Source organism: Variovorax sp. 160MFSha2.1, from assembly GCF_048305075.1.
Classification (GTDB): Bacteria; Pseudomonadota; Gammaproteobacteria; order Burkholderiales; family Burkholderiaceae_C; genus Variovorax; species Variovorax guangxiensis.
The window spans coordinates 5827121-5849704 of the sequence record NZ_CP157624.1 but is presented as its reverse complement, the minus strand read 5'-3'; the positions used below and the strand labels follow the sequence as shown (position 1 = coordinate 5849704).

Annotated in this window: 18 protein-coding genes; 10 read left to right on the top strand and 8 right to left on the bottom strand. The window is 68.3% G+C overall.

The features are described 5' to 3' along the window. Window positions 1-42 precede the first annotated feature (42 nt). The 3 genes from ABL838_RS26940 (at window position 43) to ABL838_RS26930 (ending at window position 3603) form a co-directional block, all read left to right on the top strand. Entirely contained in the window at window positions 43-1056 is a 1014-nt protein-coding gene (locus ABL838_RS26940) for a 2-dehydropantoate 2-reductase (RefSeq protein ID WP_184640795.1), read from the top strand. 154 nt (window positions 1057-1210) lie between these two features. After that, window positions 1211-2629 (top strand): pyruvate kinase, encoded by a 1419-nt coding sequence (pyk, locus tag ABL838_RS26935; RefSeq protein WP_418122745.1) that lies wholly within the window; start codon window positions 1211-1213, stop codon window positions 2627-2629. Between the two features lie 26 nt (window positions 2630-2655). Then, the gene (locus ABL838_RS26930) at window positions 2656-3603 is read left to right on the top strand and encodes a LysR family transcriptional regulator (RefSeq protein ID WP_418122744.1); all 948 of its coding nucleotides are present in this window, start codon (window positions 2656-2658) and stop codon (window positions 3601-3603) included. A 48-nt stretch (window positions 3604-3651) separates the two neighbouring features. Here ABL838_RS26930 and ABL838_RS26925 read toward each other — a convergent pair whose 3' ends face one another. Continuing rightward, window positions 3652-3816 (bottom strand): hypothetical protein, encoded by a 165-nt coding sequence (locus ABL838_RS26925; RefSeq protein WP_418117896.1) that lies wholly within the window; start codon window positions 3814-3816, stop codon window positions 3652-3654. 689 nt (window positions 3817-4505) lie between these two features. Between ABL838_RS26925 and oxlT the strand changes: the two genes are divergently transcribed. From oxlT to ABL838_RS26890, 7 genes are all read left to right on the top strand, one after another. Continuing rightward, window positions 4506-5786 carry an oxalate/formate MFS antiporter gene (gene oxlT / locus ABL838_RS26920; protein WP_418120524.1) on the top strand — a complete coding sequence of 427 codons (1281 nt, stop codon included), beginning with the start codon at window positions 4506-4508 and terminating at the stop codon, window positions 5784-5786. Window positions 5787-5912: 126 nt separating this feature from the next. Next, window positions 5913-6401, top strand: a complete 489-nt coding sequence (locus tag ABL838_RS26915) for a gamma carbonic anhydrase family protein (RefSeq protein WP_418117894.1) — start codon at window positions 5913-5915, stop codon at window positions 6399-6401. 260 nt (window positions 6402-6661) lie between these two features. Beyond that, complete coding sequence (locus tag ABL838_RS26910) at window positions 6662-7162, top strand: formate dehydrogenase subunit gamma (RefSeq protein ID WP_418122743.1); 501 nt, start codon at window positions 6662-6664, stop codon at window positions 7160-7162. Next, a complete protein-coding gene (locus tag ABL838_RS26905) occupies window positions 7159-8718 on the top strand; it encodes a formate dehydrogenase beta subunit (RefSeq protein WP_418122742.1) in 1560 nt (519 codons plus the stop codon). The genes ABL838_RS26910 and ABL838_RS26905 overlap by 4 nt, the downstream gene beginning before the upstream one ends. Window positions 8719-8898: 180 nt before the next feature. Next, window positions 8899-11769, top strand: a complete 2871-nt coding sequence (gene fdhF / locus ABL838_RS26900) for a formate dehydrogenase subunit alpha (RefSeq protein WP_418122741.1) — start codon at window positions 8899-8901, stop codon at window positions 11767-11769. Between the two features lie 19 nt (window positions 11770-11788). Then, complete coding sequence (gene fdhD / locus ABL838_RS26895) at window positions 11789-12613, top strand: formate dehydrogenase accessory sulfurtransferase FdhD (protein ID WP_418125917.1); 825 nt, start codon at window positions 11789-11791, stop codon at window positions 12611-12613. 40 nt (window positions 12614-12653) lie between these two features. Then, complete coding sequence (locus ABL838_RS26890) at window positions 12654-12902, top strand: formate dehydrogenase subunit delta (protein ID WP_418122740.1); 249 nt, start codon at window positions 12654-12656, stop codon at window positions 12900-12902. Here the strand turns inward: ABL838_RS26890 and ABL838_RS26885 are convergent. The 7 genes from ABL838_RS26885 to ABL838_RS26855 all read right to left on the bottom strand — a co-directional run bounded on the left by ABL838_RS26885 (window position 12847) and on the right by ABL838_RS26855 (window position 22427). Further along, window positions 12847-13161 carry a hypothetical protein gene (locus ABL838_RS26885; protein WP_184640789.1) on the bottom strand — a complete coding sequence of 105 codons (315 nt, stop codon included), beginning with the start codon at window positions 13159-13161 and terminating at the stop codon, window positions 12847-12849. The two genes, ABL838_RS26890 and ABL838_RS26885, sit on opposite strands and share 56 nt — an antisense overlap. 235 nt (window positions 13162-13396) lie before the next feature. Continuing rightward, on the bottom strand, window positions 13397-17464 hold the full coding sequence (locus tag ABL838_RS26880) for a translocation/assembly module TamB domain-containing protein (RefSeq protein ID WP_418122738.1): 4068 nt from the start codon (window positions 17462-17464) through the stop codon (window positions 13397-13399). 14 nt (window positions 17465-17478) lie between these two features. After that, complete coding sequence (locus tag ABL838_RS26875) at window positions 17479-19428, bottom strand: autotransporter assembly complex protein TamA (RefSeq protein ID WP_418122736.1); 1950 nt, start codon at window positions 19426-19428, stop codon at window positions 17479-17481. 63 nt (window positions 19429-19491) lie between these two features. Continuing rightward, window positions 19492-20679 carry a vWA domain-containing protein gene (locus tag ABL838_RS26870; RefSeq protein ID WP_184640786.1) on the bottom strand — a complete coding sequence of 396 codons (1188 nt, stop codon included), beginning with the start codon at window positions 20677-20679 and terminating at the stop codon, window positions 19492-19494. Between the two features lie 21 nt (window positions 20680-20700). After that, window positions 20701-21288, bottom strand: coding sequence for a GNAT family N-acetyltransferase (locus tag ABL838_RS26865; RefSeq protein WP_418122735.1), 588 nt, complete (start codon window positions 21286-21288; stop codon window positions 20701-20703). A gap of 34 nt (window positions 21289-21322) precedes the next feature. Further along, on the bottom strand, window positions 21323-21568 hold the full coding sequence (locus ABL838_RS26860) for a hypothetical protein (protein WP_184640784.1): 246 nt from the start codon (window positions 21566-21568) through the stop codon (window positions 21323-21325). A 4-nt stretch (window positions 21569-21572) separates the two neighbouring features. Beyond that, window positions 21573-22427 carry an AAA family ATPase gene (locus ABL838_RS26855; protein WP_126023576.1) on the bottom strand — a complete coding sequence of 285 codons (855 nt, stop codon included), beginning with the start codon at window positions 22425-22427 and terminating at the stop codon, window positions 21573-21575. Window positions 22428-22584 lie beyond the last annotated feature (157 nt).

The window sequence follows — 22584 nt, the reverse complement described above, 5'->3', positions numbered from 1 at the left end:
CGAAGGGTCGCGCAAGGAATTCAACTCTTGGGGATCGACGACATGAAGATTGCAATCATCGGCGCAGGCGCCATCGGCGGACTGGTCGGCGCGAAACTCGCGCTGGCCGGCGAGGACGTCACGTTCATCGTGCGTGGCGCCAACCTCGAAGCCATAGGCCGCAACGGCATCAGGCTGGTCTCGGCCGAAGGCGAGGAACAGGTGGCGCGCAACGTGAAGGCCACCGACCGCTACGACGAGGCGGGCCCGCAGGACATCGTGGTGCTCGCGATGAAGGCCCACCAGGTCGAGGCCGTGGCCAACGACGTGCCGAAGCTCTTCGGGCCGGACACGGTGGTCGTGACCATGCAGAACGGCATCCCGTACTGGTACTTCCACAAGCATGGCGGCACGCTCGAAGGCACGCCGGTGCGCAGCGTCGACCCATCGGGAACGCTCGCGGCGAAGATTCCGGCGCAGCGGGTGATCGGCTGCGTGGTGTATCCGGCTTCGGAGCTCATCGCGCCCGGCGTGGTCAGGCACATCGAGGGCGACCGCTTTCCGGTGGGCGAGCTCGACGGCTCGGCCAGCGAGCGCGTCGAGCGCGTGTCGGCCTGCTTCACCGGCGCGGGTTTCAAGGCGCCGGTGCTCGACAACATCCGCGCCGAGATCTGGCTCAAGCTGTGGGGCAACCTCACCTTCAACCCGATCAGCAGCCTCGCGCATTCCACGCTCGTGGACATCTGCCAGTACCCGCCTTCGCGCGAGCTCGCCGCGGCAATGATGCGCGAGGCCCAGGCCGTCGCGCACAAGCTCGGCATCGAGTTCCGCGTGACGCTGGAGAAGCGCATCGCGGGCGCGGAGAAGGTCGGCAAGCACAAGACCTCGATGCTGCAGGACGTGGAAGCGGGCCGCGCGCCCGAGATCGACGCGCTGGTCGGCGCCGTGGTCGAGCTGGCACGGCTCACCGAAACGCCGACGCCGCACATCGACACCGTCTACAGCCTTGTGAAGCTGCTCGCTCGCACCATGGAAGACCAGCGTGGCCGGGTGAAGCTCGACGAGATCGCGGCATGAGCGGACGGTGTTTCTCCCTCTCCCCTCGGGGAGAGGGCAGGGGTGAGGGTGACGGCCCTCGCACAAGCCCTGCCTCGACCAGCGCCGCCAGCCCTCACCCCAACCCTCTCCCCGAGGGGAGAGGGAGCCAGGCCCTCGGTACCGGAGGCGTTCGATGAGACGCACGCGCAGCGCCAAGATCGTCGCAACCCTCGGCCCGGCCACCACCGACGAGCAGGCCATCCGCGCGCTGTTCGGACGCGGCGTGGACGTGTTCCGGCTCAACCTGAGCCACGGCACGCAGCACGACCATGCGCGCCGCATCGAGACCATCCGCCGGCTCGAGAAGGAGCACGGCCGGCCCATCGGCATCCTGCTCGACCTGCAGGGGCCCAAGCTGCGGCTGGGCACCTTCGAGGGCGGGCGGACGCATCTCGACGCGGGCGCGCGTTTCCGGCTCGACATGAACCAGGCCAGTGGCAATGCACGCCGTGCGCCGCTGCCGCACCCGGAAATCTTCGCCGCGCTGCAGAACGGCACCGAGCTGCTGCTCGACGACGGCAAGCTGCGCCTGCGCGTGGACAGCCATGGCCCCGACTTCGCCGAGACCACGGTGCTGGTCGGCGGGGACATCTCCGACCGCAAGGGCGTCAACGTGCCCAGCGTGCTGCTGCCGATCTCGCCGCTCACGCCCAAGGACCGCGACGACCTGGCCTTCGGCCTCTCGATGGGCGTGGACTGGGTCGCGCTCTCCTTCGTGCAGCGGCCCGAGGACATCGAGGAGGCGCGCGCCATCATCGGCTCGCGTGCCTGGATCATGGCCAAGCTGGAGAAGCCCGCTGCCATCGAGCACCTGGATGCCATCGTCGCACTGTGCGACGGCATCATGGTGGCGCGCGGCGACCTCGGCGTGGAGCTGCCGCCCGAGCAGGTGCCGGAGCTTCAGCGGCTGATCGTGCGTTCATGCCGCAAGCGCGGCAAGCCCGTGGTGGTGGCGACGCAGATGCTCGAATCGATGATCGTCTCGCCCGTACCCACGCGCGCCGAAGTGTCGGACGTGGCGACCGCCGTGTACGACGGCGTCGACGCGGTGATGCTCTCGGCCGAGTCGGCCTCGGGCAAGTACCCTTTGGAGGCGGTCGCGATGATGGACCGCATCATCGCGCGCGTGGAGGCCGATCCGTCGTACCGCACGGGCATCGACGCCACGCACGATGCAGCGCTTTCCACCACGGCCGATGCGGTGTGCGCCTCGATGCGCCAGGTGGCCTCGCTGCTCGCGCCGGCCGCCACCGTGACCTACACGTCGTCGGGCTTCACGAGCCTGCGCGCGGCGCGCGAGCGCCCGGCGGTGCCCATCCTGAGCCTCACGCCCGACGTGGCCGCCGCGCGTCGCATGGCGATGGTCTGGGGCGTGCACGCGGTGCTGGTCGACGACGTGCACGACGTGGCGGAGATGATCGACTGCGCATGCCGCACGGCGCGCACCGAGGGCTTCGCGAAGGAGGGGGACGACGTGGTGGTGGTGGCGGGCCTGCCCTTCGGGCAGTCGGGCACCACCAACCTGCTGCACGTCGCCCGAATACCGCGCTGAGCGCCCCCAGCTTCGAAGGCCCTGCGATGAAACACGCGACCTTGCGCCAGATGAAGGTCTTCGAGGCGGTGGCGCGGCTGCTGAGCTTCTCGCGCGCGGCCGAGGAACTGCACCTCACGCAGCCCGCCGTCTCCACGCAGGTGCGCAAGCTCGAGGAGCATGCGGACAACGCGCTCTTCGAGCAGTTCGGCAAGAAGATCTACCTCACGCCCGCGGGCACCGAGCTGCTGCAGATCAGCCGCGCGATCATCCAGCAGTTCGAGGCGGCCGAGCACGCGATGATGCAGTTCAAGGGCGTCTCGGGCGGCAAGCTCAACGTGGGCGTGATCAGCGCGGGCGACTACTTCTTTCCGCGCCTGCTGGTCGAGTTCGCGAGCCGCCACCAGGGCGTGACGCTGAACTTCACGGTCCACAACCGCGCGGAGCTGCTGACCCACATCGCGGAGAACCTTACGGATCTCGCGATCATGGTGCGCCCGCCTACCGACCTGGACACCGTCAACCAGCCCTTTGCGCCGCACCCTTACGTGATCGTCGCGGCGCCCGGTCATCCGCTGGCGCAAGAGAGAAACATCCCGCGGGCGCGGCTGATGCGCGAGCCCTTCGTGGTACGCGAGAAGGCTTCCGACACCTGGCACTCGATGGAGGACGGCTTCGGCGGCGACCTGAGCGGCATCAACGTCGCGATGGAGATACGCAGCACCGAGACCATCAAGCAGGCGGTGATCGCGGGCATGGGCGTGAGTTTCGTGTCGGCCCACACTGTGAGCCAGGAGCTGCGCGCCGGCAGCCTCTGCGTGCTCGACGTGCAGGGATTCCCGCTGATGCTCAACTGGTACGTGGTGCATCGCCGCAGCAAGCGGCTGCCGCCGGTGGCGCAGGCCTTCAAGGAGTTCCTGCTGAGCGACGGGCCCGCGCTGATCGCGCAGATCGTCCCGTTCGAAGGCCCCAAGGAAAAAGAGCGCGGCGAGTGACTCGCGCGCGCTCCTTGCGGGGATTGCCTGGCTGCTGCGTGCGGCGGATCAGCGTTGCACGAACGACGAGCGACGCTGCATCAGCGCGGCGCGAGCGGCCTTGTAGAAGATCACGATGGGCATCACCGCGAACAGCTCGCGCATGACGTTGCTGGCGGCCGAGGAAGAAGACGGGGCACGCAGTGCGTTGGAATTCAGGGTCGTGTGGCTCATTTGATGGCTCCAAAAAAAGAATCTGAAACTGAATCGGAAAGACCGAAGGGATTACCCTGAATTTTAGGGTTTACCCTAGACGAGGGCAAACGCGATTTTTGCGTTTCTTGACCTGGGTCAATTTTTTCCCTGTCGGACAGGGTCCCGTCATGGGGTGAAAGTTCCGCCTGCCAGAGCCGATCGGAAGAGCATCGGCCGCGCGCGACGCGCATCGCGAAGCCATCGAGGGACATCCCAAGAGCCGATGCGTGCATCGAAAAATGGCGCGCAACCATCACGCGCGAATCATCGAAATTCCTCCATCCATTTCTGTTCCTTGATGCGATGCGCGAGAGGCCGTTCGACACGCGTCGCAGCGGCCTCTCGTGCGCGTCGCGCGCGGTGCGATTTCCAGAGAGGAATCAGTGCCTCGTGCTAGGGATACCTCGGGGGTTCGCCGAGGGCGCGATTCGTGTGAACTTGACTGAGGTCAAGAGTTTTTGAGTCGCTCGGTCCGACAGTCATTCACGCGCAGAAAACTGGTGATTCCAATGCCGTGTATCGATGTCAACGAAGCCTCGTCGCCCGTCGATGCGCACAGTTCGCTCGACTGATTGCTCTGCTCTGGCAGCCCGTCGGATTTCAACGAAAACACCAAGGACAACTCCATGACTCGGCCCACCTCCACGATCGCAGGTTCCAACGCCGCGATGTACCCCCCGTCCGAAACCTATGGCGCCAACGCGACCCGATCCGAGGCGTACCGATGGGGCCAATTGCTCATAGGCATCGTCTGCATGGCGATGATCGCCAACCTGCAGTACGGCTGGACGCTCTTCGTCAATCCGATCGCCGACAAGCACGGCTGGAGCCGCGCCGCGATCCAGGTCGCCTTCACCATCTTCGTGCTCACCGAAACCTGGCTGGTGCCCATCGAGGGCTACCTCGTCGACCGCTTCGGACCACGTCCCGTGGTGCTGGTGGGCGGTGTGCTCTGCGGCGTGGGCTGGGTGCTCAACTCGTTCGCCGACTCGCTGGCGCTGCTGTACGTGGCGGCGGCCATCGGCGGCATCGGCGCGGGCGCGGTCTACGGCACCTGCGTGGGCAATGCGCTCAAGTGGTTCCCCGACCGGCGCGGCCTCGCGGCGGGCATGACCGCCGCGGGCTTCGGTGCGGGCTCTGCGCTCACGATCATCCCGATCTCCGCGATGATCAAGTCGAGCGGCTATGAGGCAGCCTTTCTCTATTTTGGAATCGGGCAGGGACTCATCGTGTTCCTGCTCGCATGGCTCCTGACCCGCGCGCCCGACCACGCCAAGGCTTCCAACAACCGCGCCGTGCAGCAGTCGCGCCGCGACTACGCGCCCTCCGAGGTGCTGCGCTCGCCGGTGTTCTGGGTGATGTACGCGATGTTCGTGATGGTGGCGGCCGGCGGCCTGATGGCCACCGCGCAGCTCGCGCCCATCGCCAAGGACTTCAAGATCATCGACGTGCCGGTCAACATCATGGGCCTGGTGCTGCCCGCGCTGACCTTCGCACTGGCCATCGACCGCGTGCTCAACGGCCTCACGCGGCCATTCTTCGGATGGGTGTCGGACAAGATCGGCCGCGAGCAGACCATGTTCATCGCCTTCGCGATCGAGTCGGTCGGCATCCTGATGCTCTACCACTACGGCCAGAACCCGCTGCTGTTCGTGATCCTCACGGGCATCGTGTTCTTCGCATGGGGCGAGATCTACAGCCTGTTCCCCTCGACCTGCGCCGACACCTTCGGCTCCAAGTACGCGGCCTCGAACGCCGGCATGCTCTATACCGCCAAGGGCACGGCCTCGCTGCTGGTGCCCCTGTCGAGCGTGCTGGCCGCCTCCACAGGCAGCTGGCAGGCCGTCTTCATCGCGGCCAGCGCGGTCAATGCGCTCGCGGCGCTGATGGCCTGGTTCGTGCTGCGCCCGATGCGCCGCAAGCACATCGAGGCCAGCCGTACCGAATAGCACCGAATAGAACACCTGCACACCACCGAAGGCGGCAGCGCCGGTACCATCCGGGCATCCGCCTTTCCCCCGCGGCCCCGCCATGAAGATGGCGGGGCCTTTTGCCGATGAACAGGAGCCTTTGCAGTGACGATCTACCGACTTGACGCGCATGAACCGGTCATCGACGCCAGCGCCCGAGTGGCCGAGAGCGCCAGCGTGATCGGCCAGGTCGTGCTGGCGGCCGGCTGCAGCATCGGCGCGCACTCGGTGCTGCGTGGCGACAACGAGCCCATCACCGTCGGCCGCGGCAGCCAGGTGGAGGCGGGCGTGATGCTGCACGCCGACCCCGGCTTCCCGCTCACCATCGGCGCCGAGGTGATGGTCGGCCCGCACGTGATGCTGCACGGTTGCACCGTGGGCGACGGCGCCGTCGTCGGCGAGAACACCGTCGCGCTCAACGGCTCGGTGGTGGGCCGCGGATGCATCGTCGAGCCCGGTTCGCTGCTCACCGAAGGCAAGGTTTTTCCCGACCGTTCGCGCATCGCGGGCCGCCCCGCGAAGGTCACCGGCGAGGTGGGCGACGAAGAAGCCGAAGCGCAGCTGCGCAGGGCGCGCGAAGCCTCCGCCCGATAGGGTCTTTCAGGCAGTTCTCCCGGTCCTTGCGAAACCCTGCGCGCCCGCAGGGTTTGTGCGCATTGGCACCGTGCTTGTTTCGGCGGAAATTGACTTGTGTCAAGGCCCCCGACGCCCGATTCATCGACATTGATCCCCAAGCGGACGACCACGGGATTCGCGTCGAATTCGCGACGTCGAACCCGTGACGAACCACGATGAAAACAGCTCCGCCTGCAAGGCCTCGAAGGCTTCACGCAGCGGAGCAGATCGGACGGACCATGAGACAAGAACAGGTTCAGCAGGCGCAGCAGGGGCACGAGGCGAGCGAACTCGCCGCCGTGCAGCGCATCCTGCATGTGCACGAGAACGAACCCGGCGCGCTGCTGCCGATACTGCACGACGTGCAGGACGCGCTCGGCTACATCCCCGCCCACGCGGTGCCGGTGATCGCCGAGGCGCAGAACCTCTCGCGCGCCGAGGTGCACGGCGTCGTCACCTACTACCACCACTTCCGCAGCGCGCCCGCGGGCCGCCATGTGATCCAGATCTGCCGCGCCGAGGCCTGCCAGTCGATGGGCGCCGATGCGCTGCTGGCCCATGCGGAACTTCGTCTGGGCTGCAGCGCGCACGGCACCACGAAGGACGGCGCGTTCACGCTGGAGCCGGCCTTCTGCCTCGGCCTGTGCGCCTCCTCGCCCGCGATGACGCTGGACGACCAGCCGCATGCGCGCATGACGCCCCGCACGTTCGATGCGCTGGTCGCGCAGGTCAACCCATGAGCACCATCACCGTATACGTCCCGCGCGACTCGGCCGCGCTCGCCGCCGGCGCAGACCGCGTGGCCCGCTGCATCGCGAAGGAGGCAGCGGCGCGCGGCCTGATGCTGGAGATCGTGCGCAACGGCTCGCGCGGCATGTTCTGGCTCGAGCCGCTGGTGGAGGTGAACACGCCCGCCGGCCGCATCGCCTACGGCCCGGTGACGCCCGACGACGTGGCGGGGCTGTTCGACGCGGGCTTCATCACCGGCGGCAGGCATCCGCTGGCGCTCGGCCCGACCGAGGAGATCCCTTACCTGAAGAAGCAGGAGCGCCTGACCTTCTCGCGCATGGGCATCACCGACCCGGTGTCGCTCACCGACTATCAGGCCTACGAGGGCTTCGCCGGCCTGCGCCGCGCGCTGGCGCTCGCGCCCGAGGACATCGTGCAGCAGGTGCTCGACTCCGGCCTGCGCGGTCGTGGCGGCGCGGCCTTTCCGGCCGGCATCAAGTGGAAGACGGTGCTCGGCACGGCTGCTTCGCAGAAGTACATCGTCTGCAATGCCGACGAAGGCGACTCGGGCACGTACTCCGACCGCATGACGATGGAGGGCGACCCCTTCATGCTCATCGAGGGCATGACCATCGCGGGCCTCGCCACCGGCGCGACGCAGGGCTACATCTACGTGCGCTCGGAGTACCCGCACGCGATCGCGACGCTGAACGAGGCGATCCGTATCGCCGAGGCGGCGGGCTTCCTCGGCGACAACATCCTGCGTTCGGGCAAGCGCTTCTCGCTCGCGGTGCGCAAGGGCGCGGGCTCGTACGTGTGCGGCGAGGAGACGGCGCTGCTCGAAAGCCTGGAAGGCAAGCGCGGCATCGTGCGCGCCAAGCCGCCGCTGCCGGCCATCGAGGGGCTGTTCGGCAAGCCCACGCTCATCAACAACGTCATCACGCTGGCCAGCGTGCCGCTGATCCTGGCGCGCGGCGCGGCCTTCTACCGCGACTACGGCGTGGGCCGCTCGCGTGGCACGCTGCCGATGCAGCTGGCGGGCAACATCAAGTACGGCGGCCTGGTCGAGAAGGCCTTCGGCGTCACGTTGCGCGAACTGCTCTACGACTACGGCGGCGGCTCGGCCTCGGGCCGGCCCATCAAGGCGGTGCAGGTCGGTGGTCCGCTGGGCGCCTACCTGCCCGAATCGAAGTGGGACCTGCCTCTGGACTACGAGGCCTACGCGGCCGTGGGCGGCACCGTGGGCCATGGCGGCATCGTGGTGCACGACGACACGGCCGACCTCTCGAAGCTCGCGCGCTACGCCATGGAGTTCTGTGCGCTCGAATCCTGCGGCAAGTGCACGCCCTGCCGCATCGGCTCGACGCGCGGCGTGGAAGTGATCGACAAGATCCGCGGCAACCAGAACCGCCCGCAGCAGGTGATGCTGCTGCGCGACCTGTGCGACACGATGGTCCACGGCTCGTTGTGCGCCATGGGCGGCATGACGCCGTTCCCGGTGCTCTCGGCGCTCGATCATTTCCCGCAGGACTTCGGCATCGAAGCTCCCGATAGAAAGGCCGCCTGACATGACGCATCCGGATACGGACAGCCGAACGCAGAAGGAATACAAAAACTACGCAGAGATCGCAGAAGAGACAAACACCATTTTGGGTTTTCCTTTTGCGACTTCTGCGAAATCTTCGCGACTTCTGCGTTCGGCTGTCCGCTCCCGCATTTGCCTCAGGCCTCAGTGAAAGCCCCCAACATGTTGAACCATCTCAAGGACATCGACTACGGCACCCCCAAGCGCGAATCGGAGCGCGAGGTGACGCTGGAGATCGACGGCAACGAAGTCACGGTGCCCGCGGGCACCTCGCTGATGCGCGCGGCGGTGGATGCGGGCATCCAGGTGCCCAAGCTCTGCGCCACCGACAGCCTGGAGCCCTTCGGCTCGTGCCGGTTGTGCCTGGTCGAGATCGAGGGCCGCCGGGGCTTTCCGGCCTCGTGCACCACGCCCGCCGAAGCCGGCATGAAGGTGCGCACGCAGACGCCCAGGCTGCAGGAGCTGCGCAAGGGCGTGATGGAGCTCTACATCTCCGACCATCCGCTGGACTGCCTCACCTGCTCGGCCAACGGCAACTGCGAGCTGCAGGACATGGCGGGCGTGACCGGCCTGCGCAACGTGCGCTACGGCTTCGACGGCGCCAACCACCTCAAGAGCGAGAAGGACGAGTCGAACCCGTACTTCAGCTACGACCCCTCGAAGTGCATCGTGTGCAACCGCTGCGTGCGCGCCTGCGAGGAAACGCAGGGCACCTTCGCGCTGACCATCAGCGGCCGCGGCTTCGAGTCGCGCGTGTCGCCGGGCCAGGACGAGGCCTTCATGGATTCGGAGTGCGTGAGCTGCGGCGCCTGCGTCGAGGCCTGCCCCACCGCCACGCTGCAGGAGAAGTCGGTGATCTGGCTCGGCCAGCCCGAGCACAGCGTGATCACCACCTGCGCCTACTGCGGCGTGGGCTGCTCGTTCAAGGCCGAGATGAAGGGCAACGAGGTGGTGCGCATGGTGCCGTGGAAGGACGGCAAGGCCAACGAGGGCCACTCCTGCGTGAAGGGCCGCTTCGCCTGGGGCTATGCCACGCACCAGGACCGCATGCTCAAGCCGATGATCCGCAAGAACATCAGCGACCCGTGGCAGGAGGTGAGCTGGGAGACCGCGCTCGGCTATGCGGCCAGCGAGTTCAAGCGCCTGCAGGCCAAGTACGGCCGCGACTCCATCGGCGGCATCACTTCCTCGCGCTGCACCAACGAGGAGACCTACCTCGTGCAGAAGCTGGTGCGCGCCGCCTTCGGCAACAACAACGTCGACACCTGCGCGCGCGTGTGCCATTCGCCCACGGGCTACGGCCTGAAGCAGACGCTGGGCGAATCGGCGGGCACGCAGACTTTCGCCTCGGTGGACAAGGCCGACGTCATCATGGTGATCGGCGCCAACCCGACCGACGGCCACCCGGTGTTCGCCTCGCGCATGAAGAAGCGGCTGCGCCAGGGCGCGAAGCTGATCGTGGTCGACCCGCGCCGCATCGACATCGTGAAGTCGCCGCACATCGAGGCGGCGCACCACCTGCAGCTGCGCCCCGGCACCAACGTGGCGGTGGTCACGGCGCTGGCGCACGTCATCGTGACCGAGGGGCTGATGGCCGACGAGTTCGTGGCCGAGCGCTGCGACACCGCTTCTTTCAAGGAGTGGAAGTTGTACGTCGAACGCCCCGAGCAGTCGCCCGAGGCCACCGAGGCGGTGACCGGCGTGCCGGCCGCCGAGATGCGCGCGGCCGCGCGGCTCTTCGCCACCGGCGGCAATGCCGCCATCTACTACGGCCTGGGCGTGACCGAGCACAGCCAGGGCTCGACGACGGTGATGGGCATCGCCAACCTCGCGATGGTCACCGGCAACGTCGGCCGCGAGGGCGTGGGGGTGAACCCGCTGCGCGGCCAGAACAACGTGCAGGGCTCCTGCGACATGGGCTCCTTCCCGCACGAGCTGCCGGGCTACCGCCATGTGTCGGACAGCACCACGCGCTCCGCGTTCGAGGCCGCCTGGGGCGTGCCGATCGACCCCGAGCCGGGCCTGCGCATTCCCAACATGTTCGATGCCGCCATCGGCGGCAGCTTCAAGGGCCTCTACTGCGAGGGCGAGGACATCGTGCAGTCCGACCCGAACACCCAGCACGTGGCCGCCGCGATGATGGCCATGGAATGCGTGGTGGTGCAGGACATCTTCCTCAACGAGACCGCCAAGTACGCGCACGTGTTCCTGCCGGGCTCCTCCTTCCTGGAGAAGGACGGCACCTTCACCAACGCCGAGCGCCGGATCTCGCGCGTGCGCAAGGTGATGCCGCCGAAGGCGGGCTATGCCGACTGGGAAGTGACGGTGAAGCTCGCGCAGGCCCTGGGTTATCCGATGGACTACCAGAGCCCGGAGGAGATCATGGACGAGATCGCCGCGCTCACGCCCACCTTCCACGGCGTGAGCTACAAGCGCCTCGACGAGCTCGGCAGCATCCAGTGGCCCTGCAACGAGAACGCGCCCGACGGCACGCCCACCATGCACATCGACCGCTTCGTGCGCGGCAAGGGCAAGTTCATCGTCACGCAGTACGTGGCGACCGACGAGAAGGTCACGCGCAGGTTCCCGCTGCTGCTGACCACCGGGCGCATCCTCTCGCAGTACAACGTGGGCGCGCAGACGCGGCGCACCGAGAACAACCAGTGGCACAGCGAGGATCGGCTGGAGATCCATCCTCACGACGCCGAGGAACGCGGCGTGAAGGAAGGCGACTGGGTCGGCATCCAGAGCCGCGCGGGCGAGACGGTGCTGCGCGCCACGGTGTCGGAGCGCGTGCAGCCGGGCGTTGTCTACACCACCTTCCACTTCCCCGAGTCGGGGGCGAACGTGATCACCACCGACAACTCCGACTGGGCCACCAACTGCCCCGAATACAAGGTCACGGCGGTGCAGGTGGCGCCGGTGATGCAGCCTTCGGCATGGCAGCAGGAGTACAGCCGCTTCAACCGGACGCAGCACGACCTGCTCGCCGCTGCCTCGCACCAGAGCAACGAGACGGTGCCGGCCAAGTGAGGATGCATCGCGCATGACCATGCAGGCCGCAGACACGGTCCGCTTCTGCGAAGGCGCGCAGCTGCTGCCCGTGCACGGCGTGCGCGGCGGCCGGCCCTTCGACGTGCAGGACTGGGTTGCCGAGGAGGTGCCCGTCGCGCTCGAATACAACGGCATCTCGCATGCGGTGATGCTGGCTACGCCGCTCGACCTGGAAGACTTCGCGCTAGGCTTCTCGCTGAGCGAGGGCATCCTCGACGAGGCGCACGAGCTCTATTCGGTGGAGGCCGAGCAGTCGGCGCTGGGCTTCACGGTGCACATGCAGGTGTCGAGCGCCGCATTCGCGCGCCTCAGGCAGCGCCGCCGCTCGATGGCCGGGCGCACCGGCTGCGGCCTGTGCGGCACCGAAAGCCTCACGCAAGTGTCGCGCGAGATTCCCGTGCTGCGCGACGATGCCGCCGTGCGCTTCGAGCGCGAGGCCATCGGCCGGGCGATGTCGCGGCTGCCTTCGCAGCAGACCTTGCAGGAAGCCACCGGCGCGGTGCACGCGGCGGCGTGGTGTTCGCCCGAGGGCGAGGTGATGTGGCTGCGCGAGGACGTGGGCCGCCACAACGCGCTCGACAAGCTGGTGGGCGCGCTCGCGGCCAACGACGTCGATGCGTCCGGCGGCTTCATCGCCGTCACCAGCCGCGCGAGCTTCGAGATGGTGCAGAAGGCCGCGATGGCCGGCGCGCCGCTGCTGGCCGCCGTGTCGGCACCGACCTCGTTCGCGGTGACCACGGCGCAGCGCGCGGGGCTCACGCTGGTGGGCTTCGTGCGGCAGGAAGATCTTGGCGTGTACAGCCACCCCCAGCGGCTGCGCTGAGCCGTTCCCTTTTTCAACGCTACAACTTTCCGGAAACCAAATGGAGCACGATCAATCGGCGCAACTCGTGAAGATGGCCAACCAGATCGGCAGCTTCTTCCAGGCGCAGTCGCCCAGCGACGCGGGCGCGGCCACGCAGGCCATTGCCGCGCACCTGAAGTCGTTCTGGGCACCGAGCATGCGCATCCAGCTGCTGCGCGATTTCGATGCGGGCAAGACGCCGCAGCTGATGTCTATCGTGGCATCGGCGCTTCGCAGCCATCGGGCGACGCTGCTGCCTGCGCCATGAGCAGGGACTCGTAGTAGAGGCACAGCGGCATCGCGATGAACACCATGCCCGCGACGTAGATCACGAGGCTGGTGACGGGAAAGTGCATGCCGCCCCAGTAGGGGACGGACGCCACGAGCGCGAGGCCCGCGATCAGCGCGATCGTGCCGCGCAATGCGCCTCGCGTGAGGGCGATGCGCGAGAGCCCCGGCGGGGCGGATGTCCGAGAGCCATCTGGAAAGTTCCGAAGGCTCTCGCCCTTGTCTCCAACTCTTTTCATCGTGGTCGCTCCTCGGTGAAGGCGAGGGACGGTTCTTATCACGCGCGCAAGACGCGGGTCAAGGCCGAAGTCGGGAGCGGGCCGGGGGAAGGGATCCGACAGCCGAACGCAGAAAAAATACAAAAGCTACGCAGAGGCCGCAGAAGAGACAGAAAACCATTTTCTGGTTTTCCTTTTGCGACTTTCGCGCAACCTTCGCGACCTCTGCGTTCGGCTGCCCGGTCCCGATCCCGCTTCAGTCGTACTTGACCGTGTAGATCAGGTCGAGGCCGCTCGTCTGTCCGGCCTGGCCGCGCAGGGTGAGGCGCGTCGTCAGGTCGTAGAAGATGAAGAGGGTGCCGAAGGTGCCGCCGATGCTGCGCTCGTAGGTGATGTAGAAGTCCTTCGACAGGCGCTTGCCCAGCGTCACTGCCGATTCGCGCAGGTCGCCGCCGTCGCCCGGGCCCTTGAAGCCGAGTTCGTCGAGGCCGAAGCGGCTCGCGAGGCTGCCGCCGGTGGAGGCGCCGCCGATCTTGCCGAGCAGCGACAGCGCGGCCTGCTGCAGCAGCGCCGATTCGCCGCCGCTGGTGGCCGAGGCGCGGCCCAGCACGACCCATGAGAGCGTCTCGGCATCGGACAGCGCCGGCTCCGAATACAGCTTCACGCGCGGCGACTGCGCGGTGCCGGTGATCTGCACGCCCGCGCGCTGCGAGAGGTTGGGGCGGATCGCGAGGATGTCGAGCGCCGGGTTGTCGAAGGGGCCGTTGAAGCGCGCGATGCCGGTTTCCACGTCGAGCTGCTGGCCGTAGGCGCGGTACTGGCCCTTCACCGTCTTCACCTCGCCGGTGATGCGCGGCGGCGCATCGAGCCGGGTGCTGCGGATCTCGAGGTTGCCTTCGAGGCGCGTGGTGATGCCGCGGCCCTGCACCGCGAAGTCGTCGCCCAGGTCGAACTCGACGGTGATGTCCGGCGGCTTGGCGGTCTGCGGCTTCGCGGCCTGTGCGTCGGCGCGGGCGGCCTCGCGCTTCGCCGCCTCGGCGGCCTCGCGGTCCTTGGCGGCGGAGCGCACGACGACGTCGCTGCCCAGGCTGGGCGCGGTCTCGTCGGGCAGGATGATGACGGCGCGGTCGGTCCTGAGCTTGCCGCGCACGGTGAACTGGCCGTTGTCCAGCCGCGCCTGCAGGTCGCCCGAGAGTGTGACCTGCCGGTCGGTGCGCACCAGCACGCGCAGCGCGCGCAGCTGGCCCTGCAGCGCCATGCGGATGCCGGAGGCCGAGCCACTGGCCGGGCCCCAGGCGAGCTCGCCGCTGGCTGAGAGCGTGCCGCCGTCGGTGCGGGCCTCGCTGGCGGCGGTGCTGCGGTTGCCGCTCTGGCCGCCGATGCGCGCCGAACTGCCGGCGCCGCCCTTGAGCGTGAATTCGGTGATCTGCACGCGCTCGCCGGTGAGCGTGGCGCGCAGCCGGCCGTCGCGCAGGTCCAGCCCTTCGACCGGCGCGCGCAGCGCGAGCTTGTCGGCGCCCAGCGTGCCGTTCCAGCGCGGCGCGGCGCGGTTGCCCGAGAGCGTGGCGTTGGCGTCCAATGTGCCCGCAATGCGCCAGCCCGGAGGCGCGAGCATGGACCACACGCCCAGGTTCGGCAGCATGGCCTTGATGGTGCCGCCCAGCGGCGCGTCGGGCGCCCACTGCCAGCCGCCGGCGCGCTGCTGCACGCGGGTGTCGAGCTGCGCGTCGATCTTGCCGGCGCGCTCGCTGTCCCACGCGAGAACGGCGCGCACCGCGTCGCCGTCGGCATCCAGGCGCAGCTCGGCCTGGCGCAGGCCGGCCGGCGTGCTGGGCGCGTCGCCGCTGGCCGAGGCGGAATTCATCGTGCGCTCGCTCGCGGTGCCCGTGCCGGTGCTGGTGATGCGCGTGACCAGCGCGGCCTCGCCGGCCTGCACGCGGATGTCGCCGCTCTGGCGTGCGAGGCGGGCCTTGGCGTGCAGCGTGTCGCCCGCGTCGATGTCCCAGTCGCCGTTGAACATCAGGTCGCCGCTGATGCCGTATTCGCCGAGCGCGGTATTGGCGCCGAGCGCGCTGGCCCAGGCCATCGGCAGGCCCTGCAGCTGGCCCTTGGACTGCACGCGGAACACGCGGTTGGGCGCCGCGCCGCTCTGGCTGAAGCGCAGCGGCTGCCAGTCGATGCGCACCGTGCCCGGTACGGGGCCTCGCAGCGTGGCCGAGGCGGCGGAAGCTTCCACGTCGAGGCGCGGCGCATTGCCGCTCGCGGTGCGGATGGTCGCGGTGACTTCGCGCCCCAGCTCCAGCACCCATGGCGCGCCGGGTCGAGCGCTGTCCTGCGCCTGCAGCTTCAGGCTGGCCAGCGCCGCGCGCCACTGGCCGACACCGGCGATGCCGCCGCTGGCGCGGGTGTCGATGTCGAACTTCTGCGTGCCGGTGGCGGCCTCGCCCTTCAGCGCGAGCGTGGCCTGCGCGAGGCTGCCGGCAAGGTCGGCCTGCAGGTTGCGCAGCTGGATGTCGGTGTTCGTTGCGCCGGGCTGCTCGGAGGGCAGGGTGAGGTCGAGGCGCGGCACCGAGAGTGCGGCCTTCAGGCTCGGTTCGGCGACGCCGCGCGGGGCGGGGGCGTTGGGGTTTTCCAGCCGGCGCTGGATGGTGCGCCAGCCACCCTGCCAGCTGGCGTCGAGCTTTGCCGATCCCTTGGCGCCGGCGTTGCCGAACACGCCGGACATCCCCGGCAGGCCCTGCACCCAGCGCTGCACGGTGTCGGCGTCATCGATGGCGGCCTTGACCTCGCCGCTGCCCGAATCGGGCGCAATGCGGCCTTCGACCTGCGCGCTGCCGCCGGGCAGGGCGAGGGCCAGCTTGCCGCTGGCGGCCTGCTCGGCCACGCGCACCTGCAGGCGGCCGTCGACGCTGGCGCGCTGCGCATCGATGCGCAGCGTGCGCAGCTCGAGCACCTGGTCCTTCCACTGGCCCTGGGCCAGCGCGCGGTCGAGCGCGAAGCCGGGCAGGGCCTTGCTGCCCGCGCCGCCGCCCTCGGCGCGCAGGCTGGCGTCGAAGGCGATGGCGCTGTCCTTCTGCTCGGCCTTGATCTGTCCGCTGACCGGTGCGCCAGAAAGCTCGCTGTGCAGCGCCGCGGGCCTCACGCCGCGCACGGTGGCCTGCGCCTGCCAGGGCGAGGGCGCCGGGCTCCACTTGCCGGCCGCGTCGATGCGCCCGCCGCCCGCGCGCACGGTGGCTTCGGAAATGGTCCAGCTGGTGCCGTCGAAGCCGACCCTGGCCAGCAGCTGTTCGAGCGGCAGCTTCTCCTTGTCCCACGGGCCGGGCAGGGCGTTGCGGATGTCGGCCGAGGCCTTCCAGGCTGCGGGGCCGGTGTCGGCATCGGGCTGCAGTTCGACGGTGCCGGTGAGCCGCGTTTCGGGCGCACCGGGCCACAGGCTCGATGCGTCGACGTTGCGCAGGTCGGCCTTCGCGTCGATCACCGGCTGGGGCAGCCAGGGCGCGATCTGCGCCTGCAGGCTGGCCGCCATGGGCGCGTCGGCGTTCTCCTCGGCAGGCTTCAGCTCTGCCGCCACCTGCAGGCGCGCACCGGCGCCGGCGAGCGTGCCCTTGACAGTGGCGGTGGCCATCACGTCGATGTCGTGGTCCTCGGCCACGGGCGCCTTCACGCGGCCGTCGAGTGCGGCGTCGATCGCCATCGGCGCAGGGCCCTGCAGCTTCACGCGGGCGCTGTAGTGGCCGCTGGCGATGTCCACGCCCTTGACCTCGAGCGCATGCTCGGCCGCCTTGTAGCTGTAGCTGCCCGAGAGATTGAGCGCCTGCAGCACGGGCGGGCCGGCCCCGCGCAGTTCGTCGATGCGGAAGGGCAGTTCGACCTCTATCGGCAGGGCGAGCTGTTCGAGCGGCTCGGTGGGCTTGTCGCTCGGCGGGCCGCGCTTCTCGATCAGCACCTGCTTCGCATGCACCTCGCCGAGCTGCACCCTGCGCTTCAGCAGCGGCGCGAGCTGCCAGCCGATGGTGGCGTCGTTCACCTCCACGGCGATGCTCTCGCTCTGGTACTTGAGCCAGCCGATGCGGCCGCCGGTGCGCAGCGAGCCGCTCACGTCGCGGCTTTCGAGCGTCTGGCCGGCTGGCAGGCGCTGCGCCGCCTGCGCGAGCGCGAATGCGAGTGAGGTGTTCGAGCCCAGCCACCACCATGCGCCGGCGACCAGCAGCACCACGGCCAGCAACAGGCCGGCGACAGTCCAGGCCAGGGCGCGCACCGCGCGCCGCGCGCGCGAACGGCGGGGAGGCGAGGGCGGCGTAGGCTTCTGGTCGTCGGTCTGCATCTGCGTGGCCTGCGTCAGAAGGTGAAGCCGAGGCGGAAGTGCAGGCGGAACTTCTTCGAGTCCACGCCGTAGGCCAGGTCGGCCTGCACCGGCCCGACCGGGCTGCGCCAGCGCGCGCCCACGCCCACGCCCACCTTGGGCTTGAGCTCGCCGGGCTTGTCGGCCACGGCGCCGGCATCGACGAACACCACGCTCTCCCATTCGGTGAGCTTGTCGTTGTAGACGAAGGGGCGCTGCCACTCCACGCTGGCCACGCCGAGGTAGCGGCCGGCGACGGTGGTGCCGTCGGGGCGCACGGTGCCGATCTGCTTGTAGCTGTAGCCGCGCACGGTGGTGTCGCCGCCGGTCAGGAACATCAGCGTGGAGGGGATCTGCGCGCTGTCTTTCGCCGATACCGCGCCGGCCTCCACGCGCAGCTGCAGGCGGCTGCGGCGCGCGCGCAGCTCCTTGTCCTCGGCCGAGCCCAGCGGCAGCACGCCGAGCCAGCGCGCGTAGGTGCGCGTGAAGGGCACCTGCTCGCCGGTGAGCGTGTAGCCGGCAGCCACCTCCAGCGCGAGGCCGTAGCCGCGCGAGGGGGCGGAGTTGTCGTCGAAGTAGCGCCCTGTCCAGCCCCAGTTGGCCGTCACGGCCGAGGCCGAGGGCGGCGCGTTGGTGCCGCGGTTCTGCGCGTAGTCGTACTGCAGGAAATAGCTGCGGTCGATGTGGTCGCCCGACTTGCTGCGCCCGCCGCGCAGCCGGCCGCTGTCGACCACGTAGCTGCCCGATTGCTCGCTCTTGAGCTCCGCGCCCGCGAACCAGCGCCAGCCGCGGTCGTCGGGAATGGCCTTGAGCTCGGTAGACAGCGACTTGATGTCGTTGTCCACCGACAGCCGCGAGACGGCGCGCCAGCCCAGCAGCGGCACCTGGTTGTGGATGTGGTCGATCGAAAGCCGCGGGCCGTTGTCGGTGGTGAAGCCCACGCCCAGCACCACCTTCTGCAGCGGCGCCTCGCGCAGCTGCGCGATGACGGGCGCGGCCAGCGGGTTGCCGCCGTCGGTGTCGAGCGTGAGGAACACAGAGTCGTAGTAGCCGCTGCTGGCCAGGCGCTGCTGGGCGTCGAGCAGCTTCTGCTGGTCGTAGTCCTGGCCGCTGGGCAGGCGCGCGATGCGGCGCGCGCCGTCGGGGTCGTAGCGCTGGATGCCGCGCAGCACCAGCGGCCCGAACTTGTAGGCCGGGCCCGACTGGTAGGTCACGCTCAGGCGCGCCTCGCTGCGGTCGGCATCCACCTCGGCGCGGCTGATCGCGATGCTGCCCGTGGGAAAGCGCTTCGCCGTGAGGCTGCGCAGCGCGGTGGTCTTCGCGTCGTCCCAGGCCTGCTGGGTGAAGGGCTGGCCGGCGCGCAGGGCCCAGGCGGTGCGGATGGTGTCGCGCTGCGACTCGGCGGCCGGGTCGTCGGCGATAGGGCCGGCGTAGCTGATCTGCACGTTGCTCACCTTGGTGAGCTCGCCGGGCGAGACGTTGATGACGATCTCGCGCGGGGCCTTCGCGCCCTGCGGCGTCTCGTTGAGTTCGAGCGTCAGCGTGGGCGTGAAGTAGCCGAGCGTGGCGAGCAGTTCGCGGGCGTTGGCCTCTGCGGCCACCATGAGGCGGGAGATCTCGGTGGCGCCGAGGTCGTCGAGCTCGCGGTAGCGCTGGATTTCGAGATGCAGCTTGAGGTAGTCGCGCACGGCTTCGGGGCCGCGCACGTCGACGGTGAAGGCGTCGCGCTTGTCACCGGCCTTCCTGCCGCCGTCTTCCTTCTCGTCCTTGTCGGCACCGGTGGTGCCGGCACCCGCCGCGCCGCTGCGCACGAGGCCGGCCACGGGTTTGTTTTCTTCGGCGGATTCCTTTTTCGGCAGCAGGCTGCAGCCTTGCAAGAGCAGGACGCCGCACAAAAACAAAGCCGGCCACCACGCCGGCGAAGAAACAGGAACCGCCCTGACCATGGGCGGATTCTGACAGCAAGCCCGGCCGGTTCCTGAAGGCCCCGCCGGATCGGCGGCATCGTCCTACTTGGACAGCATGCGCATCGCCTCCTCGAGCCCGCGCAAGGTGAGGGGGTACATGCGGTTGGACATCAGCTGCTGCATCACCGCGATGCTCTGGCGGTACTGCCACACGCCCTGCGGCTCGGGGTTGATCCACGCGAACTTCGGAAAGGCGTGCGTCAGGCGCTGGATCCACTCGGCGCCGGCTTCCTCGTTGTTGTATTCGACGCTGCCGCCGGGCTGCAGGATCTCGTAGGGGCTCATGGTCGCGTCGCCGACGAAGATGAGCTTGTAGTCCTTGTTGTATTTGCGCAGGATGTCCCAGGTGGCGAACTTCTCGGAGAAGCGGCGCTTGTTGTTCTTCCACATGAAGTCGTACACGCAGTTGTGGAAGTAGAAGAACTCCAGGTGTTTGAACTCGGTCTTCACGGCCGAGAACAGCTCCTCCACGCGCTGGATGTGCTCGTCCATCGTGCCGCCCACGTCCATCAACAGCAGCACCTTGACGTTGTTGTGGCGCTCAGGCCGCATCTTGATGTCGAGGAAACCGGCGTTGGCGGCGGTCGAGTGGATGGTGTCGTCGAGGTCCAGTTCCTCGTCATGGCCCTCGCGCGCGAACTTGCGCAGCCGGCGCAGCGCGACCTTGATGTTGCGCGTGCCGAGTTCCTGCGTGTCGTCGTAGTCCTTGTAGGCGCGCTGGTCCCACACCTTCACGGCGCTGCGGTTCTTGCCCGCCCCGCCGATGCGGATGCCTTGCGGGTTGTAGCCGCCGTTGCCGAAGGGCGAGGTGCCGCCGGTGCCGATCCACTTGCTGCCGCCCTCGTGGCGCTCCTTCTGCTCTTCGAAGCGCTTCTTGAGCGTTTCCATGAGCTCGTCCCAGCCCATCTTCTCGATCTTGGCCTTCTCTTCCGCCGTGAACTCGCGCTCCAGCGTCTTGCGCAGCCAGTCGAGCGGCACTTCCTTGGTGAAGTCGGTCAGCATCTCCACGCCCTTGAAGTAGGCGGCGAAGGCGCGGTCGAACTTGTCGTAGTGCTTCTCGTCCTTCACCAGCGCGGTGCGCGAGAGGTAGTAGAAGTCGTCGATGCCGTAGGCGCCGTCGGAGTTGGGGCCCACCACGTCGGCCTGCAGGGCCTCCAGCAGCGTGAGGTATTCCTTGACCGACACCGGCAGCTTGGCCGAGCGCAGGGTGTAGAAGAAGTCGATGAGCATGGGGTGCTCCTTGTGTTTCTTTCAGGCGCGCGGCTTGTCGAGCAGGTACAGCAGCTGCGCCTTCACCTCGGGCCACTCGCCCGCGCGCAGGCTGTACATGACGGTGTCGCGGATGGTGCCGTCGCGGCGCATCGCGTTGCCGCGGATCACGCCGTCTTTCCTGGCGCCCAGCCGCTCGATGGCACGCTGCGATGCGAAGTTGAAGTTGTCGGTGCGCCAGCCCACCACGTTGCAGCCCAGTGCGTCGAAGGCATGGGCGAGCAGCAGCAGCTTGCAGGCGGTGTTGACGTGCGTGCGCTGGCAGCGCGCGGCGTACCACGTGTAGCCGATCTCCACGCGCTTCACCGCGCTCAGGATGTCGTGGTAGCTGGTGGAGCCGAGCACGGTGCCGGTGGCCTCGTCAGTCACGGCGAAGGCGAAGCGGTCGGTGGTCTTGAGCGCGGTCTCGATGTAGGCGCGGGTGTTCTCCGGCTCGGGCACGGAGGTGACGCGCAGCTTCCACAGCTCGCCGTCGGCGGCCGCGGTGCGAAGGCCCTCTTCGTGGTCAAGCGACAGCGGCACCAGCGCGATGCCGCGTGCCTTCAGCGTGACAGGTTCGACGAACGCCATCTCTTCTTCTCCCACTCTCCGGTCGTGTCCCTCTTCAGCCGCGCGGGTCGCCGTACTTGCCTGTGTACCAGACACGCGCGGCCTGTGCGCCTGCGCCGCCGCCCAGGCCGATCAGCGCGATGCCGATGAGCTCTCGCTTGTTGTATTCGCCGCTGCCGAAAGCGTCGAAACCCAGCAGCAGCCCGAGCCCGCGGCCCAGCAGCGCGCCCACCATGAAGAGCACCGCCTGGGCGATGCCCAGCTTCATCAGCTGTCTGGTGGAGTGTTTCTGGCCGCTCATGGGTTCAGCGGTTGTTGCGCTGCATGAAGACGAGCTTCTCGAAGAGCGTCACGTCCTGTTCGTTCTTGAGCAGCGCGCCCACCAGCGGCGGCACCGCGACCTTGTCGTCCTTGCTCTGCAGGGCCTCGAGCGGGATGTCCTCGGCCACCAGCAGCTTGAGCCAGTCGAGCAGCTCGGAGGTGGAGGGCTTCTTCTTCAGGCCGGGCAGGTTGCGCACGTCGTAGAAAGTCTTCATCGCGGCCGCGAGCAGCTCCTGCTTGAGGCCGGGGAAGTGCACGGCGACGATGTGCTTCATCGTCTCGGCGTCGGGGAACTTGATGTAGTGGAAGAAGCAGCGGCGCAGGAAGGCGTCGGGCAGTTCCTTCTCGTTGTTGGAGGTGATGAACACCACCGGCCGGTGCTTGGCGCGGATGAGTTCGCGCGTCTCGTAGCAGTAGAACTCCATGCGGTCGATCTCGCGCAGCAGGTCGTTCGGAAATTCGATGTCGGCCTTGTCGATCTCGTCGATCAGCAGCGCCACGGGCTGGTCGGCCGTGAAGGCCTGCCAGAGCACGCCCTTGACGATGTAGTTGTTGATGTCGCTCACGCGCTCGCCGCCGTCGAGGTCCTTCAGTTGCGAGTCGCGCAGGCGGCTCACGGCGTCGTATTCATAGAGGCCCTGCTGCGCCTTGGTGGTCGACTTGATGTGCCACTGCAGAAGCGGCAGTCCGAGCGACTGGGCCACTTCCTCTGCCAGCATTGTCTTGCCGGTGCCGGGCTCGCCCTTGACGAGCAGCGGGCGCTTGAGCGTGATGGCCGCGTTGACGGCGAGCATCAGGTCCTGAGTGGCGACGTAGTTGTCTGAGCCCTGGAATTTCATGAGTGCGATGGGTGGAGCGAAGGCTGGGGTGGAGAAAAGAACACACCCGATGTGCGTCGTGCAGCCTCAGGGTTGGCCTGCACAGGGTTCCAGGGGACCCCTGCATATAATCGAATGTTGATCCGAAAAACTGTACTCTCCACGAGATTGTGCGCGC